Origin of the sequence: Frigoribacterium sp. PhB116, from assembly GCF_004364285.1 — a bacterium.
Taxonomy (GTDB): domain Bacteria; phylum Actinomycetota; class Actinomycetes; order Actinomycetales; family Microbacteriaceae; genus Frigoribacterium.
Window position 1 is genome coordinate 197236 of the sequence record NZ_SOBE01000001.1, and the last position, 17518, is coordinate 214753.

15 protein-coding genes are annotated in these 17518 nt (G+C 72.4%); all 15 read left to right on the top strand.

What is annotated here, in order from left to right; genetic code table 11:
- Positions 1–97 precede the first annotated feature (97 nt).
- The gene (locus tag EDF20_RS00845) at positions 98–511 is read left to right on the top strand and encodes a DUF3040 domain-containing protein (protein ID WP_133737434.1); all 414 of its coding nucleotides are present in this window, start codon (positions 98–100) and stop codon (positions 509–511) included.
- A gap of 307 nt (positions 512–818) precedes the next feature.
- The gene (gene mraZ, locus EDF20_RS00850; RefSeq protein WP_123545558.1) at positions 819–1250 is read left to right on the top strand and encodes a division/cell wall cluster transcriptional repressor MraZ; all 432 of its coding nucleotides are present in this window, start codon (positions 819–821) and stop codon (positions 1248–1250) included.
- 102 nt (positions 1251–1352) lie between these two features.
- Complete coding sequence (gene rsmH / locus EDF20_RS00855) at positions 1353–2303, top strand: 16S rRNA (cytosine(1402)-N(4))-methyltransferase RsmH (protein WP_133737435.1); 951 nt, start codon at positions 1353–1355, stop codon at positions 2301–2303.
- A complete protein-coding gene (locus EDF20_RS00860) occupies positions 2300–2938 on the top strand; it encodes a hypothetical protein (protein ID WP_133737436.1) in 639 nt (212 codons plus the stop codon). Before rsmH ends, EDF20_RS00860 begins: the two co-directional genes overlap by 4 nt.
- Positions 2939–3013: 75 nt before the next feature.
- The gene (locus tag EDF20_RS00865; RefSeq protein ID WP_233568921.1) at positions 3014–4804 is read left to right on the top strand and encodes a penicillin-binding protein 2; all 1791 of its coding nucleotides are present in this window, start codon (positions 3014–3016) and stop codon (positions 4802–4804) included.
- Between the two features lie 14 nt (positions 4805–4818).
- Positions 4819–6369 carry a UDP-N-acetylmuramoyl-L-alanyl-D-glutamate--2,6-diaminopimelate ligase gene (locus EDF20_RS00870; protein WP_123545566.1) on the top strand — a complete coding sequence of 517 codons (1551 nt, stop codon included), beginning with the start codon at positions 4819–4821 and terminating at the stop codon, positions 6367–6369.
- Positions 6366–7775 (top strand): UDP-N-acetylmuramoyl-tripeptide--D-alanyl-D-alanine ligase, encoded by a 1410-nt coding sequence (murF, locus tag EDF20_RS00875; protein ID WP_123547188.1) that lies wholly within the window; start codon positions 6366–6368, stop codon positions 7773–7775. The genes EDF20_RS00870 and murF overlap by 4 nt, the downstream gene beginning before the upstream one ends.
- The gene (gene mraY, locus EDF20_RS00880; RefSeq protein WP_123545568.1) at positions 7772–8875 is read left to right on the top strand and encodes a phospho-N-acetylmuramoyl-pentapeptide-transferase; all 1104 of its coding nucleotides are present in this window, start codon (positions 7772–7774) and stop codon (positions 8873–8875) included. Before murF ends, mraY begins: the two co-directional genes overlap by 4 nt.
- Entirely contained in the window at positions 8872–10440 is a 1569-nt protein-coding gene (murD, locus tag EDF20_RS00885) for a UDP-N-acetylmuramoyl-L-alanine--D-glutamate ligase (protein WP_133737437.1), read from the top strand. The genes mraY and murD overlap by 4 nt, the downstream gene beginning before the upstream one ends.
- Positions 10397–11686 (top strand): putative lipid II flippase FtsW, encoded by a 1290-nt coding sequence (gene ftsW / locus EDF20_RS00890; RefSeq protein WP_133737438.1) that lies wholly within the window; start codon positions 10397–10399, stop codon positions 11684–11686. Before murD ends, ftsW begins: the two co-directional genes overlap by 44 nt.
- Complete coding sequence (locus EDF20_RS00895) at positions 11683–12879, top strand: UDP-N-acetylglucosamine--N-acetylmuramyl-(pentapeptide) pyrophosphoryl-undecaprenol N-acetylglucosamine transferase (RefSeq protein WP_133737439.1); 1197 nt, start codon at positions 11683–11685, stop codon at positions 12877–12879. Before ftsW ends, EDF20_RS00895 begins: the two co-directional genes overlap by 4 nt.
- Positions 12876–14306 carry a UDP-N-acetylmuramate--L-alanine ligase gene (murC, locus tag EDF20_RS00900; RefSeq protein WP_133737440.1) on the top strand — a complete coding sequence of 477 codons (1431 nt, stop codon included), beginning with the start codon at positions 12876–12878 and terminating at the stop codon, positions 14304–14306. The genes EDF20_RS00895 and murC overlap by 4 nt, the downstream gene beginning before the upstream one ends.
- 37 nt (positions 14307–14343) lie before the next feature.
- Positions 14344–15504, top strand: coding sequence for an FtsQ-type POTRA domain-containing protein (locus EDF20_RS00905; protein WP_243833323.1), 1161 nt, complete (start codon positions 14344–14346; stop codon positions 15502–15504).
- 140 nt (positions 15505–15644) lie between these two features.
- The gene (ftsZ, locus tag EDF20_RS00910) at positions 15645–16811 is read left to right on the top strand and encodes a cell division protein FtsZ (RefSeq protein WP_123545577.1); all 1167 of its coding nucleotides are present in this window, start codon (positions 15645–15647) and stop codon (positions 16809–16811) included.
- 3 nt (positions 16812–16814) lie between these two features.
- Positions 16815–17513 (top strand): YggS family pyridoxal phosphate-dependent enzyme, encoded by a 699-nt coding sequence (locus tag EDF20_RS00915; RefSeq protein ID WP_133737441.1) that lies wholly within the window; start codon positions 16815–16817, stop codon positions 17511–17513.
- Positions 17514–17518 lie beyond the last annotated feature (5 nt).

Here is a 17518-nt window from a genome sequence, read left to right on the forward strand (position 1 = left end):
CTGCCTAGCCTAGCCACAGCGCCCGGGCATACACTCGCCCGTATCCACACGCGGTGATCCCGAGGCCGCGGGGCCTGTGCTCGAAGGGAACAAAGAGATGCCACTTTCCGAACAGGAGCAACGACTCCTCGAAGAGATGGAGCGGAGCCTCTACAGCAACGACTCCGACTTCGTGGCGACGGTCGGCGGGCGCCGTGGGCGCCCGAACTACACGATGGTCGTCATCGGCGTGCTCGCGGCTCTCGTCGGCATCGCGGTCATCGTCACCGGCGTCATCATCCGGACTCCTCCGGTGGGCCCCCTCGTCGGCGTGGCTGGCTTCGTGCTCCTCGTGGCCGGTGCCGTCTTCGCGATGGCGCCTCCTCGTCGTGGCTCGCAGGCTCGTCCCTCCGCCGCGTCGTCCGCTCCCGGCTCCGCTCGTCCGTCAGCCTCACGCCCCGCGCGCAGCGGCAGCATGATGGACCGGCTCAACGACCGCTGGGAGCGCCGCCAGGACGGCGACCGCTCCTAGTCCTCCACTTCGCACCACGACCTCAGGGGTCGGCCTCCGGGCCGGCCCCTTTCTCGTGCGCCCGGGGCCTCCTCGCGCCTCCACCCGGGGTTCCTTGCCGGTGCCCGCACGTGTCCTCGGCCCGGCTCATGGTCTGTCGCCCCCTCGTCCTTCCCTTCTCCTCCACCGCCGTGACCCCCGAACTGGAGCGGATCCGGGAGGGGCCAGCACGACTTCGACCCCATCTCGCCTATCCGGGTGGGGGATTGTGGAGTAAAGTGGAGGCACGTGCCACGAACGGGGTGCGGGGCGAAGGGGGGCGAGGCGCATGTTCCTCGGCACCTACTCGCCCAAGCTCGACGAGAAGGGCCGGATCATCCTCCCCGCGAAGTTCCGTGACGAGCTGGCCTCCGGCCTCGTCATGACCCGCGGTCAAGAGCGCTGCGTCTACGTGTTCAGCCAGGCCGAGTTCGAGGACATGCACACGCGCATCCGGCAGGCGCCGATCACGAGCAAGGAGGGGCGCGACTACATGCGCCTGTTCCTCTCCGGCGCCAGCGACGACGTCCCCGACAAGCAGAACCGCGTCACGATCCCGTCCCAGCTGCGGGACTACGCGGGCCTGGGTCGCGACCTCACGGTCATCGGCGCGGGCAACCGTGCCGAGATCTGGGCCACGGACGCGTGGAACACCTACTACGAGGCCCAGGAGGCCGCGTTCGCGAACACCACGGAGGAGGTGATCCCCGGGCTCTTCTAGCTCCTCGGCCCTGACTCCCAGCCGTCCGCCCTGGCGCACCTTCCCCGGTGCCAGGTCGAGATGGATGGGGATCAGGGCCCGGGATCCAGGCCCAGGTCAGCCATGGCAGATCAGATCCACACCCCCGTCCTCCTCGAGCGCACGCTCGAGCTCCTCGCCCCGGCGATCTCGCGCCCCGGCGCCGTCGCGGTCGACGCCACGCTCGGCATGGGCGGCCACGCGGCCGCGATGCTCGAGCGGTTCCCCGACCTCACCGTGGTCGGCCTCGACCGCGACACCGAGGCGCTCGCGATCGCCGGCGAGCGTCTACGACCGTTCGGCGAGCGTGCCCGACTGGTGCACACGCGCTACGACGGCGTGGCCGACGCCCTCGACGAGCTGGGCATCGACGAGGTGCAGGGCGTGCTCTTCGACCTCGGCGTCTCGTCCCTCCAGCTCGACCGGGTCGAGCGGGGGTTCTCCTACTCCAAGGACGCACCGCTCGACATGCGCATGGACCCGACCTCCCCTGTCACGGCCGAGACGATCCTGGCCGAGTACCCCGAGTCCGAGCTGCGACGCATCTTCTACCAGTACGGCGAGGAGAAGCTCAGCCCCCGGTACGCTCGCCGCATCGTCGAGCACCGCGCCGAGGCGCCGCTCCGTCGCAGCGGAGAACTCGTCGACCTCCTCATCGCCGCCACGCCGATGGCCCTGCAGCGGGCGGGCCACCCTGCCAAGCGCGTCTTCCAGGCGCTGCGCATCGAGGTGAACGGCGAGCTGGCCTCGCTCGAGGCGGCCGTCCCCGCCGCCCTCGACCGCATCGCCGTCGAGGGTCGCGTCGTCGTGCTCTCGTACCAGTCGCTCGAGGACCGCTTCGTCAAGCGCGAACTCGCGGCCCGGACCACCTCGACGGCGCCCCAGGGTCTCCCGGTCGAGCTGCCCGAGCACCGGCCCGGCTACCGCCTCCTCGTGCGCGGCGCCGAGCTCGCCACCGCCGACGAGATCGACCTGAACCCCCGAGCCAAGCCCGTGCGACTGCGTGCAGCCGAACGAATCCGGAGAACAGCATGAGCAACGCCGCAATCGACCCGATACCGCAGCGCCGCCCCTCGCACGAGCCTCGCCGGGCACCGGTCGAGATCGTCACGAGCAGGGCACAGCGTCGCGCGCGGCCCCGGATCGCGTACGCGCTCGTGGCGACCGCCTCCTTGTTCGTCCTGCTCCTGACGCAGCTGGCGATCAGCATCGCCCTCAGCGACGGGGCGTACACGATCTCCGACCTGCAGGCCGAGAAGACCGAGCTGACGCGCGACCAGCAGAAGTACTCCGAGCAGCTCGACGTCCTCTCGTCGCCGCAGAACCTGGCCAACAACGCCGAACAGCTCGGCATGGTCCGCAACTCGAACCCGGTCTACCTCGACCCGACGACCGGCGCGGTGCACGGCGACCCTGCCCCGGCCGACGGCACGGCGGACGGCACGGACAACCTGATCCCGAACACCCTGCTCGACGGCGTCCCCCTCGCGACGGTCGCACCCGACGCGGCGACCACCGACACGGCGGACCCGGCGGCGGCGTCGAGCGACACGGCCGCGCAGGGCACGCCTCCGACCGACTCCGCCATGACGGGCGCGGCGACCGCGGGATCCGGCACCCCGTCGGTAGCGTCTGACCCTGACCAGCTCGCGGCTCCCCAGACCCGCTAGCGGTGCGCCCTCCGTGGCGCACCTGACGACGACAGCGGCCGGTGCCACACGACCTGCCGCGGTGAGGACACCTTCGTGAACACAGCCCCTCGCAGCCGCCGGCTCCGGGCGACGCTGGCCATGGCCGTCGTGATCGCGCTGGTGGGCGTGTTCGTCGTCCGCCTGGCCGACATCCAGCTCGTCCAGGCCGCCGAGCTCAACGCGCAGTCGCAGAACAAGCGCGAGATCCAGCAGGTGACGTACGGCGACCGGGGCGACATCACCGCGAACGACGGCACGGTCCTCGCCGGCAGCGTCACGCGGTACAACATCACCGCCGCACCGGCCTTCGCCGCCGACGTCACCGTGACGGGGACGGACGCAGACGGCGAGAAGACCAAGGTCGCGATGTCGGTCGACCAGGTGCTGGCCGAGGTGGCTGAGATCACCGGCGGGTCGGCGGAGACCATGCAGGAGGCGCTCACCCGCGACCCCGAGGCCAACTTCGCGTTCCTCGTCAAGGGCGTAGACGTCGACGCCTTCCGCGCCGTCCGCGACCTCAAGAACAGCGGAGTGTCCTGGCTCTACTTCGAGCGCCAGTCCGCCCGCACCTACCCGAACGGCTCGGTGGCCGGCAACCTCACGGGCTTCGTCGGCACGGACGGGCCGCAGGCGGGGCTCGAGCGCACGGCCGATTCCTGCCTCGCCGGCACGAACGGCAGCGAGACCTACGAGCGCGGCGCCGACGGCGTGCAGCTCCCGGGCAGCACCGTGACCACGAAGGAGGCGGTGGCCGGCGGCACCCTGCAGCTCACCGTCGACAAGGACCTGCAGTACATGACGCAGCAGGCGATCGCCGAGCAGGGCCAGGCCATCGGGGCCGAGTCGGCCACCGCCGTGGTCCAGGAGGTGGCGACCGGCAAGCTGCTCGCCGTGGCCGACTGGCCCACCGTCGACCCCAACGACGTGAACCTGACGAAGGACGTCGGCGACCTCGGCTCGAAGGCCTTCACCGCCTCCTACGAGCCGGGCTCGACCTTCAAGGCGATGACCGCGGCCATGCTGCTCGACTCCGGCAAGGCCACGCCGACGAGCCAGGCGACCGTTCCGTACTCCCGCTCGTTCCCCTGGGGCGGCGAGATCCACGACGCGAGCTTCCACCCGACCGAGCGGCTCACGCTGACCGGCATCCTGCGCGACTCCTCCAACGTCGGCATCTCGCTGCTGGGCCAGAACCTCAGCGCGCAGGCGCGGTACGACTACATGGTCAAGTTCGGCCTGAACGAGCCCACGGCCGTCGGGTTCCTCGGCGAGCCGACGCAGGGCGTCCGGGCCGCGAGCTCGTGGGACCAGCAGACGAGCATCAACACGATGTTCGGCCAGGGCGTCTCGACGACGGCGCTGCACGTGGCGAGCATCTTCCAGACCCTCGGCAACCACGGCGTCAGGCTCCCGTCCCAGCTCGTCGAGGGCTGCACGGCCGCCGACGGGACGGTGACGCCGGCCCCCGCCGTCGAGGGCACGACCGTGGTGTCGCCGTGGGCCGCCGACACCACGGTGAACATGCTCGAGAGCGTCGTCTCGGCCGGCGAGCAGAAGGACGCGCTGACCATCCCGGGCTACCGCGTCGCCGCCAAGACCGGCACCGCCGAGATGGCCCGCGCCGACGGCACCGGCTACGGTTCCGACCGCGTGGTGTCCGTCGCGGGCATCGCCCCGGCCGAGGACCCGAAGTACGTCGTCGTCGTGAGCTTCACCAAGCCCAGTACCATGAAGACGTCGGCCGCCGCGGCGCCGACCTTCAACAAGATCATGTCCCAGGTCCTCGAGATGTACCGCGTCCCTCCGTCGACGGAGCCCGCACCGGCCATCCCCCAGACCTGGTGAGAGAAGAGGATTCATTGAGCGCCCGGATCCCCCCGGTCCTTCGACCGGAACATCCGTCGGCGAGGTCACTCGCCCAGCTGGTCAGCGAGTTCGGTCTCGAGCACGAGGGTTCCCTCGACGGCGTCGAGGTCACCGGAGTCACGCTGAGCACGGCGGACCTCCACCCCGGCGACCTGTACGTCGGCGTCCCCGGCGAGCACCGGCACGGTGCCGAGTTCGCCGCGCAGGCACGGGAGGGCGGCGCCGTCGCGCTGCTCACCGACGCCGCGGGCCTCGAGATCGCCCGCGAGAGCGGGCTGCCCGTGGTGCTCGTCGACTCGCCCCGCGCGGCCCTCGGCGACGTCTCGGCGTGGATCTACCGCACCGGCGGCGACGACTCGCCCCTCCTGTTCGCCGTCACCGGCACGAACGGCAAGACCAGCACCTCCTACCTGCTCGAGGGCGTCCTCCGCCAGCTCGGGCTCGTGACCGGCCTCAGCAGCACGGCCGAGCGCCACATCGGCGACCTCACCGTCGTCAGCCGCCTGACCACGCCCGAGGCGAGCGAGATGCACGCCCTGCTGGCCCGCATGCGCGAGAGCGAGGTGCGAGCGGTGGCCGTCGAGGTCAGCGCACAGGCGCTCAGCCGCAACCGCGTCGACGGCCTCGTCTTCGACGTCGCGGCGTTCACCAACCTCAGCCACGACCACCTCGACGACTACGCCGACATGGAAGAGTACTTCCAGGCGAAGCTGCCGCTGTTCCAGCCCGACCGGGCGAAGCGCGCGGTCATCTCGCTCGACTCGCCGTACGGGCACCGCGTCGTCGACAACGCCCGCGTGCCCCTGACGACGATCACGATCCTCCCCGACGTCGAGGCCGACTGGCGCGTCGAGATCCTCGACGAGCAGGCTGCCTGGACCGAGTTCCGGCTCACCGGCCCGGAGAACCGCGAGCTCGTCACCCGGGTGCCGCTCATCGGGTGGCACATGGTCGCGAACGCCGCCCTGGCGATCGTGATGCTGGTCGAGGCCGGCTTCGAGCTCGGCGCGATCTCGCAGGCCCTCGAGGCCGAGGGCGGCATCGTCGCCTACCTGCCGGGCCGCACCGAGCGCGTCTCGGGCGACCGCGGCCCGAGCGTCTACGTCGACTTCGGGCACAGCCCGGACGCCTTCCTCACGACCCTCGCGGCCGTCCGGCGCTTCACCCCCGGCAAGGTCATCATGTTGTTCGGCGCCGACGGCGACCGCGACAAGACCAAGCGCGGCGACATGGCCCGCGTGGCCGCCGAGGGCTCCGACATCCTCGTCGTCACCGACCACCACCCCCGCTTCGAGGACCCTGCCGAGATCCGCGCGACCCTCGTCGGCGCGGCCCGCGAGGCGTACCCGGAGCACGAGATCCACGAGGTCAGCCCACCAGAGGCGGCCATCCGCACCGCCGTCGGCCTGGCCGGCGAGGGCGACTCCATCCTCTGGGCCGGCCCCGGCCACCAGGACTACCGCGACATCCGCGGCGAGCGGACCCCTTACTCCGCTCGTGACGAGGCGCGTGCCGCGCTGCGAGAGGCCGGGTGGGCGGAGTGATCGCCCTCACGCTGGCCGAGCTGGCCGAGATCGCCGGAGGTGCCCTGCACCTCCCCGAGGCCGGTCCCGACGTCGACCAGGTCGTCGACGGGTCGGTCGAGACCGACTCCCGGCTCGTGACACCCGGCTCCGTCTTCTTCGCCCTCCGCGGCGACGAGACCGACGGGCACCTCTTCGCCGACGCGGCCGTCGCCTCCGGTGCCGCGGTCGTCGTCGCCGAGCGTCCTCTCGACCTCGCCGTCCCCGTGGTCGTCGTCGACGACGGCGTGGCCGCCCTGTCCCGCCTCGCGGCGGGGGTCGTCGAGCGCGTCCGTCGCGGCGGGCGGCTGCGCGTCGTCGGCGTGACCGGCTCGAACGGCAAGACGAGCACGAAGAACATGCTCCGGGCCGTGCTGTCCGACGTCGGGCCGACCGTCGCGCCCGAGGGCTCGTTCAACAACCACGTCGGGGCACCGATCTCGATGCTGCGCGTCGACCTCGACACCGAGTTCCTCGTCGTCGAGATGGGCGCCTCCGGCCCGGGCGAGATCGCCCGCCTGGTCGCGATCGCCCGACCCGACACCGGCGTCGTCCTCAAGGTGGGCCTCGCGCACGCCGGCGGGTTCGGCGGCATCGAGGGCACCCGCGCGGCCAAGGCCGAGATGGTGACCGACCTGCCCCCGACGGCGACCGCCGTGCTCAACGTCGACGACGACCGCGTCGCCGGCATGGCGGCCGACACGGCCGCCCGCGTCGTCGGCTTCGGCCTGACCGGCTCGGCCGCCTACCGGGCGTCCGACCTCGAGGTCACCCGTGAGGGCACCTCCTTCGTGCTCGAGCACGACGGCGTCTCACGGCCCGTCCGGCTGCGCATCCTGGGCGAGCACCACGTGATGAACGCCCTCGCCGCCCTGACGGTGGCGGGGGAGTGGGGCCTCGACCTCGACCGCGCCGTCACCGTGCTCGAGGGCGTCGCCCGCGCCGAGCGCTGGCGCATGGAGGTGCTCGACGGAGGCGACGGCGTCACCGTCGTCAACGACGCGTACAACGCGAGCCCCGACTCCGTCGCCGCGGCCCTGAAGACCCTGGCGCAGATCGTGCCCCCCGGTGGTCGGTCGATCGCCGTCCTCGGCGAGATGGCCGAGCTCGGCGACCTCGCCCGCGAGGAGCACGACCGCGTCGGACGCCTCGTCGTCCGGCTCAACGTCGGCCAGCTGGTGGTCGTCGGCCACGAGGCCCGGCACATCCACGTCGCCGCCGGGCTCGAGGGCTCGTGGGACGGCGAGTCCGTCCTCGTCGACACCGTCGACGAGGCCTACGACCTGCTCCGTCGGACGCTGCGCGACGGCGACGTCGTGCTCGTGAAGTCGTCGAAGTCGGCCGGTCTCCGCCACCTCGGCGACCGCCTCGCGGGGGTGTCCTCGTGATCGCGCTCCTCATCGCGGGCGCCGTCTCGCTCGTCTTCACGCTCCTGATGACGCCGCTCTTCATCCGGCTGTTCCACCGCCTCGGCTGGGGGCAGTTCATCCGCGACGACGGGCCGCAGTCGCACCACACCAAGCGGGGCACCGCGACCATGGGCGGCATCGTCCTGATCATCGGCACGGTGCTCGGCTACTTCGTCGGCCACATCGTCGCTCCCGACGCGATCACCAACAGCGGCCTGCTCGTCCTCTTCATGATGGTCGGGCTCGGCGCCGTCGGGTTCCTCGACGACTTCCTCAAGGTGCGCAACCAGCGGAGCCTCGGGCTCGGCGGCTGGGCCAAGATCGCGGGGCAGGTGGTGGTCGGCGCGGTGTTCGCCGTCCTCGCGCTGTCGTTCCCCAACGAGAACGGCCTCACGCCCGCCTCGACCATGATCAGCGGCGTGCGCGACATCTCGTGGCTCGACTTCATGTTCTTCGGCACGATCGCGGGCGGCGGGCTCTTCCTGATCTGGGTCGTCCTCATCACGGTCAGCACGTCGAACGGCGTGAACGTGGCCGACGGACTGGACGGCCTCGCGACCGGGGCGTCCATCCTGGCCATCGCCTCCTACATCTTCATCGGGTTCTGGCAGTTCAACCAGTCCTGCTTCAGCACGCGGCTCGACGAGTCGACCCGGGCTGCCTGCTACACGGTCGCCAACCCGCTCGACCTGGCCGTGGTGGCCGCGGCCATCTGCGGCGGCCTGATCGGGTTCCTCTGGTGGAACACCTCGCCGGCGCAGATCTTCCTCGGCGACACGGGCTCGCTCGGCCTCGGCGGCGCACTCGCGGCACTCGCGATCCTCAGCCGCACCGAGCTGCTCCTCGTCCTCATCGGCGGCCTGTTCATCGTCGTCACCGGCTCGGTCATCCTGCAACGGGCGTACTTCAAGATCACCCACGGCAAGCGGATCTTCCTGATGAGCCCACTGCACCACCACTTCGAGCTCAAGGGCTGGGCCGAGGTGACGGTCGTCGTCCGGTTCTGGATCATCGCGGGGCTCTTCGTGGCCGCGGGCGTCGGCGTGTTCTACCTCGAGTGGATCTCGCGCACCTCATGACGTACTCCGCCTCCGACCCCGTCCTCGCGGCGCGGCTCGACGGCCTCACGAGTTGGCACGCCGACTGGTCGGGCCTCCGCGTGCTGGTCCTCGGCCTCGGCGTCACGGGGTTCTCCGTCGCCGACACCCTGACCGAGCTGGGCGCCCGGGTCGTCGTGCTCGCCCCGAGCGTCGACGACGACCGGGCCGAGCTGCTGGGCCTGATCGGCGCCGAGCTCGTCCTCGACCCCGCGATGGCCGACCTCCCGCCGAGCGTCGTCGAGTTCGATCCCGAGCTCGTCGTCCTGTCGCCGGGCTTCGCGCCCCACCACCCCCTCGCCGTGCACGCGGTCGAGTCGACCGCCGCCGTCTGGGGGGACGTCGAGCTGGCCTGGCGCCTCCGCGACAAGACGGCGACGGTCGCCGAGTGGCTGCTCGTCACCGGCACGAACGGCAAGACGACGACGACGCAGCTCGCGACGGCCATGGCCCTGGCCGGCGGTCGGCGTGCCGCGGCCGTCGGCAACATCGGCGTGCCGGTCCTCGACGCCGTCCGCGATCCCGAGGGGCTGGACGTGCTCGTGGTCGAGCTCTCCAGCCACCAGCTGCACTGGCTGCCCGTCGAGGGCCCCGGCGCCCTCCGGCCCCGGGCATCCGTCTGCCTCAACCTGCAGTCCGACCACCTCGAGTGGCACGGCTCGGTCGAGGCCTACCGCGACGCCAAGGCCCGCGTGTACGAGAACACCGTCACCGCGTGCGTGTACAACAAGGCCGACGCGGCCACCCTCCACATGGTCGAGCAGGCCGACGTGGCCGAGGGCTGCCGTGCCGTCGGCTTCGGGCTCTCCGCGCCCGGCCCGAGCGACTTCGGGGTCGTGAGCGGCGAGGACGGCGGCGTGCTCGTCGACCGGGCCTTCCTCGCCGAGCGGCGCCACCGTGCCCTCGAGCTGGCGACGACGGCCGAGCTCGAGACGGCCGGCCTCGCGGCCGACCACCTCGTCGAGGACGTGCTGGCCGCCGCCGCGCTGGTCCGGGCCGTCGACGTCGAACCGGCCGCGGTCCGTGAGGCCCTCCTCGCGTTCCGGGTCGACCACCACCGCACGGAGGTGGTGGCCGAGTCGGGCGGCGTCGTCTGGGTCGACGACTCGAAGGCCACGAACCCCCACGCGGCACACGCGTCGCTCGGCTCGTTCCCCTCCGTCGTGTGGATCGTGGGCGGCACGTTCAAGGGCGTCGACCCCGAGCCCCTCGTCCGCGACGCGGCCGAGGGCCTCGCCGCCGCCGTGCTGATCGGCGTCGACCGGGAGGGCCTGCGGGAGGCCTTCCGGCGACACGCCCCCGAGCTGCCCGTCTTCGAGGTCGACGAGACCGACACTGAGCGGGTGATGCCGACGGCGGTCCGCCTGGCGGCGGCCGCGGCGAGGCCGGGCGACACCGTCCTCCTCGCCCCCGCGGCGGCGTCCTTCGACCAGTTCACCGACTACACCGCGCGCGGCAGGGCATTCGCCGCCGCGGTCGCACACCACCTGGGAGGTGACGCTGATGGCCACGAAGCCCACCAGCCTCCCGCGTCGCCGGCCGACTGAGTCGACCCGCCCGCGGGACGACGACGGCGCCCGTGCCACGTCGCACGACGGCAGGCAGGCCGCGGCCGTGGTGGCGGTCAAGAAGCTCTTCGCCGCCGAGACAGGCTCGTTCTTCTTGATCCTCGGCACGACGCTGTTCATGGTCGTGCTGGGGCTCGTGATGGTCCTGTCGTCGTCGTCCGTCGAGCAGTACATCGCCTCGCGGCACACGTCCTTCTTCGGCGCCTTCGCGCGACAGGGCATCTACGCGGCCATCGGGGTCCCGCTGATGCTGATCGCCTCCCGCGTGCCCGTCTCGTTCTGGAAGCGCTGGGCCTGGCAGATCCTGCTCGTCACGGTCGTGCTCCAGCTGCTGGTGTTCACCCCCCTCGGCTACGAGATCGGCGGCAACCGCAACTGGATCGACCTCGGGTCCTTCACCGCGCAGCCCTCCGAGGCGGTGAAGCTCGCCCTGGCGATCTGGTTGGGCATGATCCTCAGCGTCAAGCGCGACCTGCTCGACGACTGGAAGCACCTCGCCATCCCGCTCGTCCCCGTCGTCGGCGTCGCCGTGGGCCTCGTCGTGCTGGGCGGCGACCTGGGCACCACGATGGTGATGCTCCTTCTCGTCTTCGCGGCCGTCTGGTTCGCGGGCGTCCGCCTCCGCTACCTCGCGGTCCCCGTCCTCTTCCTGGCCGCGGCCATCCCGCTGATCGCGTCCGGCTCGGCCTCGCGCAACGAGCGCATCGCGGCGTGGATGTCGGGTTGCACCGACTCGAGCGACTACCAGGCCGCCTGCTGGCAGACGCTGCACGGCACCTGGGCGCTCGCCTCCGGCGGCCTCTTCGGGGTCGGCCTCGGCAACTCCAAGTCGAAGTGGTCCTGGCTGCCCGAGGCCGACAACGACTTCATCTTCGCGATCATCGGCGAGGAGCTGGGGCTGATCGGCGCGATCGTCGTGCTGGCGCTCTTCGTCGTGCTCGCCGTCGGCTTCGTCAAGATCATCCGACGCACGAACGACCCGTTCGTCCGGGTCGTCACCGGTGCCGTCACCGCCTGGATCATCGGTCAAGCGCTGATCAACGTCGCCGTCGTCCTCGGGCTGCTCCCGGTGCTCGGGGTGCCGCTGCCGCTGATCTCCGCGGGCGGCTCGGCTCTCATCGTGACCCTCGTGGCGATCGGCGTCGTGCTCTCGTTCGCCCGTCAGCCGGAGGAGCCCCTGGGCGGCCGAGGTGCACCGCGCCAGCGGGTAGGGTCTCTCCGGTGACGACGTACCTCCTCGCCGGCGGCGGCACCGCCGGGCACGTGAACCCCCTGCTCGCGGTGGCCGACCGGATCCGCGAGACCGAGCCCGACGCGACCGTCCTGGTCCTCGGCACGGCCGAGGGCCTCGAGGCCCGGCTCGTCCCGCTGCGCGGCTACGAGCTGCTCACCGTGCCCCGCCTGCCGTTCCCGCGCCGCCCCTCCCGCGCCGCGCTCCGGTTCCCCTCGGCACTCCGCGGAGCCGTCGCCGGCGTCCGCGAGCTGCTCGCCCGGCACGACGTCGACGTCGTCGTGGGCTTCGGCGGCTACGCGTCGGCGCCCGCCTACGTGGCGGCCTGGCGCTCGCACGTCCCGCTGGTCGTCCACGAGGCGAACGCCAAGCCCGGCATCGCTAACGTGCTGGGCTCGTGGTTCACGCGGCACGTCGGCGTGGTCCACCGGTCGACACGGCTCCGGCACGGCCGTCAGGTCGGCATGCCCCTCCGCCGCGAGATCGAGCAGCTCGACCGCCGCGAGAGCCGGCAGGAGGCGCTGGTCGAGTTCGGCCTCGACCCCCGCAAGCCGACGTTGCTGGTCACCGGGGGCTCGTCGGGCGCCCGGCGCCTGAACGAGACCATCGCCCGGTCCGCGACGAGCGTGCTCGGCGCCGGCTGGCAGATCCTGCACGTGACGGGGCAGAAGTCCGAGCTGCGCTCGACCGACCTCGCCGACCACCACCTCCTGCCCTACTGCGACCGGATGGACCTGGCGCTCTCCGCGGCCGACCTCGTCGTCTCCCGCGCCGGCTCGGCGACGGTCAGCGAGCTGACGGCCCTCGGCCTGCCCTCCGTGCTCGTGCCCTACCCCGTCGGCAACGGCGAGCAGCGGCACAACGCCACCGACGTCGTGGCCGCCGGCGGAGCGTTGCTCGTCGCGGACGCCGACTTCACGCCGGACTGGGTGCGCTCCACGCTCGTGGGCCTCCTGCAGGACCGCGCGGCCATCGCCGAGATGGCCGTCCGGGCCGGCACCGTCGGCGTGCTGGACGGGACCGACCGCACGGTCGAGCTGGTCCGGGAGGCTCCCGCCCGTGCCGATCGCGACGCGCCGCCCCGCACGCAGCGGCACGCCTCGTCCCGGACCGTCAGCGACCGCCGCACCGACCGCACCGACCGCACCGACGCCCAGACCGAGAAGGCGAGCCCCGAGCGCCCATGATCAAGCCCGACCTCCAGCAGCAGATCCCCGCCGAGCTCGGCCGGGTCCACTTCGTCGGCATCGGCGGCTCCGGGATGAGCGGCATCGCCCGCGTGTTCCTCGCCGCGGGCCACATCGTGTCGGGCTCCGACATCCGCGAGACGGCCGGGGTGGCCGCCCTCCGCGAGCTCGGCGCCGAGATCGCCATCGGCCACGACGCGGCGAACGTCGGCGACGCCGACACGCTCGTCGTCACGGGCGCCCTCTGGCAGGACAACCCCGAGTACCGGCTCGCCCTCGAGCGGGGCCTCCCCGTGCTGCACCGGTCGCAGGCGCTGGCCTGGCTGATCGGGCAGCACCGCCTCGTCTCGGTCGCCGGCGCCCACGGCAAGACGACCTCGACAGGCATGCTGGTGACCGCGCTGCTCGCGGCGGGCCACGACCCGAGCTTCGTCAACGGCGGCGTCATCCAGTCGCTCGGCGTGAGCGCGCAGGGCGGCTCCGACGACCTGTTCGTCGTCGAGGCGGACGAGTCGGACGGCTCGTTCCTGCTCTACGACACGTCGGTCGCGCTCATCACGAACGTCGACGCCGACCACCTCGACCACTACGGCTCGCACGAGGCCTTCGACGCCGCCTTCGTCGAGTTCGCCTCCGCGGCCCGCGAGCTCGTCGTGGTGTCGTCCGACGACGCCGGCGCGCGCCGGGTCACGGAGGCGCTCACGCACCCGCTCGTGGTGACGTTCGGAGAGGACGAGTCCGCGGACGTCCGCCTGACCGACGTCGCCTCCTCGGGCCCCGTGTCGTTCACCCTGCACCACGAGGGCTCGAGCTGGGCCGTCCAGCTCCGCGTGCCCGGGCACCACAACGCCGTCAACGCCGCGGGCGCCTTCGCCGTGCTCGTCGGCCTCGGCGTGGAGCCCGAGGCGGCGATCGCCGGCCTCGAGACCTTCGGCGGGACGGAGCGCCGGTTCGAGCTGCACGGCACGGTCCGCGGCGTGAGCGTCTACGACGACTACGCCCACCACCCCACCGAGGTCGCGGCCGCCCTGCAGGCCGCCCGGTCCGTCGTCGGCGACGGACGCCTCATCGCGGTGCACCAGCCCCACCTCTACAGCCGGACCCGGATGATGGCGGGGGAGTTCGCCGAGACCTACGAGCGCCTCGCCGACCACACCATCGTGCTCGACGTCTACGGCGCCCGCGAGGACCCGGAGCCCGGGGTCACCGGCGCTCTCGTGTCCGAGCGCTTCGCCGACGCGTCGCGCGTCGACTTCGTCGCGGACTGGCAGGCCGCCGCCGACCGCACGGCGGCCCTCGCCCGCGACGGCGACTTCGTGATCACCCTCGGCTGCGGTGACGTCTACCGCATCGTCCCCCAGCTGCTCGGCTCGCTCGACGCCGCGTCGGCGCCGGACGCGTCGACCGCGGAGGAGTCCGGAGAGTGACCACGCGTCGACCCGCGTCGGCCCGCGGGCGGCGCCCGTGAGGCGGCCCGAGGGCTTCGACCCGTCCGAGGGCTCCGACGGCGCGTCCGAGCCCGAGGAGGCGGCACGCCCGTCGTCCCTGCGCGACCGGCTGTCCGCGGCACGGCCTCGTCGGACTCGCTCCGAGCCCGACGGAGCGGCCGAGACCCCGGACGACACGTCCACGGGACCGGTGGCCCTGCCGACGGGACCGGGCCCCGTGTCCGGCGTCGCCTCCCGCCTCGCGTCGAGCCTGTCGGACGTCGTGTCCCGTCGGCGAGCGTCGTCGACCGGTCAGCCCGAGGGGGCCGTGTCCGCGCCGGACACCGAGGAGGCGCCGCGCGCCGTGACCCCGCGCATCGAGCCCGAGGGGGGCGCGGACGAGGCTCGTCGGCGTGCCGCCGAGGCGCGCCGTGCCGCACGGCGTGCGTCGGGGGAGCGGCGGCGCACGGAGCGGACCGAGGTCCGGCGGTTCACGAGGCGGTCACGCCACCGCCGAGCCGCGTGGGTGACCGCCGCGGCCGTCGCCCTCTCGCTCGCGGCCTCGGTGGGGATCGCCGTCTTCTCACCGCTCCTCTCGCTCGAGCAGATCGAGGTCGAGGGGACGGACCGGGTCGACGCCGCGTCGGTGCAGGCCGCCGTCTCGGGCCAGCTCGGCACCCCCCTCGCCCGGATCGATTTCTCGCGGATCACGACCGAGCTCGAGCAGTTCCCCCTCATCGCGAGCTACGTCACCGAGACGGCTCCGCCGCACACCCTCGTGATCCGGGTGACCGAGCGTCAGCCGATCGCGACGGTGCCCTCCGGCGACGGCTTCGACCTCGTCGACCCCGCCGGCATCGTCGTGCAGCACCTCGACGCTCGCCAGGAGGGCGTCCCGCTCGTCGACGTGGGCGGCGCCCCGTTGGACGACACGGCCTTCCGGTCGACCGCCGAGGTCCTGCTCGCGCTCCCTCAGGCGCTCCGGGCGACCGTGGACTCCGCGACCGCCTCGACCGCGGACGACGTCACGCTGTCGCTCACCACGGGCGAGCGCGTCGTCTGGGGCAGCGCCGACCACTCGGCCGAGAAGGCACAGGTGCTCTCGGGGCTCGTCGCCGACCAGGCGAGGCGGGACCCGGCCGCGTCCGTCGAGTTCGACGTGTCCGCACCGGACAACGGCATCATCCGGACCCGGTGACACGCCGTTCGTTCGCGACACGCCTGCCCGGCTGGACCGTGCGTCTCGCGGCGGCACCTACCTTGTGACTGCAGCACTTACATACCATGTACAACCTTAACCTTCAACTTCCGAGTTAAGGTTTCAGCGGAGGCCCGGACGTGACAACGAACCATAACTACCTAGCCGTGATCAAGGTCGTCGGTGTCGGCGGCGGTGGCGTCAACGCCGTCAACCGCATGATCGAGCTCGGTCTCCGCGGAGTCGAGTTCATCGCCATCAACACCGACGCTCAGGCACTGCTCCTCAGCGACGCCGACGTCAAGCTCGACGTCGGCCGTGAGCTGACGCGCGGCCTCGGCGCCGGGGCCGACCCCGAGGTCGGCCGCCGCGCCGCCGAGGACCACGCGGAGGAGATCGAGGAGGCGCTGGCCGGCGCCGACATGGTCTTCGTCACCGCCGGCGAGGGCGGCGGCACGGGCACGGGCGGGGCGCCGGTGGTGGCCCGCATCGCGAAGTCGATCGGCGCGCTGACCATCGGCGTCGTCACGAAGCCCTTCGGCTTCGAGGGCAAGCGCCGCCAGGCCCAGGCAGAGGCGGGCGTGGCCCAGCTCAAGGACGAGGTCGACACCCTCATCGTGGTCCCCAACGACCGCCTCCTCGAGATCTCCGAGCGCGGCATCTCGATGGTCGAGGCCTTCGGCACCGCCGACCAGGTGCTCCTCGCCGGCGTCCAGGGCATCACCGACCTGATCACGACCCCCGGCCTCATCAACCTCGACTTCGCCGACGTCAAGTCGGTCATGCAGGGCGCGGGCTCGGCCCTGATGGGGATCGGCTCGTCGCGAGGCGCCGACCGGGCCATCAAGGCCGCGGAGCTCGCCGTCGCGTCGCCGCTGCTCGAGGCGAGCATCGACGGCGCCCACGGCGTCCTCCTCTCCATCCAGGGCGGCTCGAACCTCGGCATCTTCGAGATCAACGACGCCGCGCGCCTGGTGCAGGAGGCCGTCCACTCCGAGGCCAACATCATCTTCGGCGCGGTGATCGACGACACCCTCGGCGACGAGGTGCGGGTGACCGTCATCGCCGCCGGCTTCGACGGCGGCGAGCCCACGGCCAAGACCAAGGACCGGCGCTCGAGCTTCGTCGAGTCCGACGCGGCCCCGGCCGCGGCGTCGACGCCGGGCGTCTCGGCCATCGCCGACAGCGGTGCGTCGCACGACACCCCGTCGTGGCGCCGGCCCGACGACCACGCGGCCACGCAGGCCGTCGACCCTGCCTTCGACGGCGGCGACGACGACCTCGACGTGCCCGACTTCCTCAAGTAGCGCGTGACCGACGGTCTCGACCTCGGAGGCGACCTCGGCGAGCGTCTCGCCCGGGTCGCCTCCGGCGTCGACGACGCGGTCAGGGCCGCCGGACGCCAGGCCGACGAGGTGACGACCATCGTCGTCACGAAGTTCCACCCGGCGTCGCTGGTCCGTGAGCTGCACGCCCTGGGCGTGCGCGACGTCGCGGAGAACCGACACCAGGAGGCGCAGGCCAAGTCGGCCGACACCGCCGACCTCGAGGGCCTCCGGTGGCACTTCGTGGGCCAGCTCCAGTCGAAGAAGGCACGGCAGGCGCGGCGCTACGTCTCGGCCGTGCACTCGCTCGACCGGGACAGCGTCGTGGACGCCCTCGGGGTCGACGACGGCCACGTCGTCGACGGCTTCGTGCAGGTGTCCCTCGACGGCCAGGAGGGGCGGGGCGGCGTCCCCGCGTCCGAGGTCGAGCGCCTGGTCGAGCGGCTGCTGCACCTGCCCGGCGTCCGCCTCAGGGGAGTGATGGCCGTGGCGCCGCTGGGCGAGCCGGCCCGGCCGGCGTTCGCGCGCCTCCGCCGGGTCTCCGAGGAGGTCCGTCGGACAGCTCCCGGCGCCGACGCGATCTCCGCCGGCATGTCGCACGACTTCGCCGACGCGATCGCCGAGGGAGCGACACACCTCCGCATCGGCACCGCAATCACGGGTTCGAGGCCCGAAGCTCGTTAACCTCG

Coding starts and splice junctions, on each gene's coding strand:
- ftsW (WP_133737438.1), top strand. CDS start 10,397: ATGGCCACGAAGCCCACCAGCCTCCCGCGTCGCCGGCCGACTGAGTCG.
- murD (WP_133737437.1), top strand. CDS start 8,872: ATGACGTACTCCGCCTCCGACCCCGTCCTCGCGGCGCGGCTCGACGGC.
- mraZ (WP_123545558.1), top strand. CDS start 819: ATGTTCCTCGGCACCTACTCGCCCAAGCTCGACGAGAAGGGCCGGATC.
- rsmH (WP_133737435.1), top strand. CDS start 1,353: ATGGCAGATCAGATCCACACCCCCGTCCTCCTCGAGCGCACGCTCGAG.
- EDF20_RS00860 (WP_133737436.1), top strand. CDS start 2,300: ATGAGCAACGCCGCAATCGACCCGATACCGCAGCGCCGCCCCTCGCAC.
- murC (WP_133737440.1), top strand. CDS start 12,876: ATGATCAAGCCCGACCTCCAGCAGCAGATCCCCGCCGAGCTCGGCCGG.
- EDF20_RS00845 (WP_133737434.1), top strand. CDS start 98: ATGCCACTTTCCGAACAGGAGCAACGACTCCTCGAAGAGATGGAGCGG.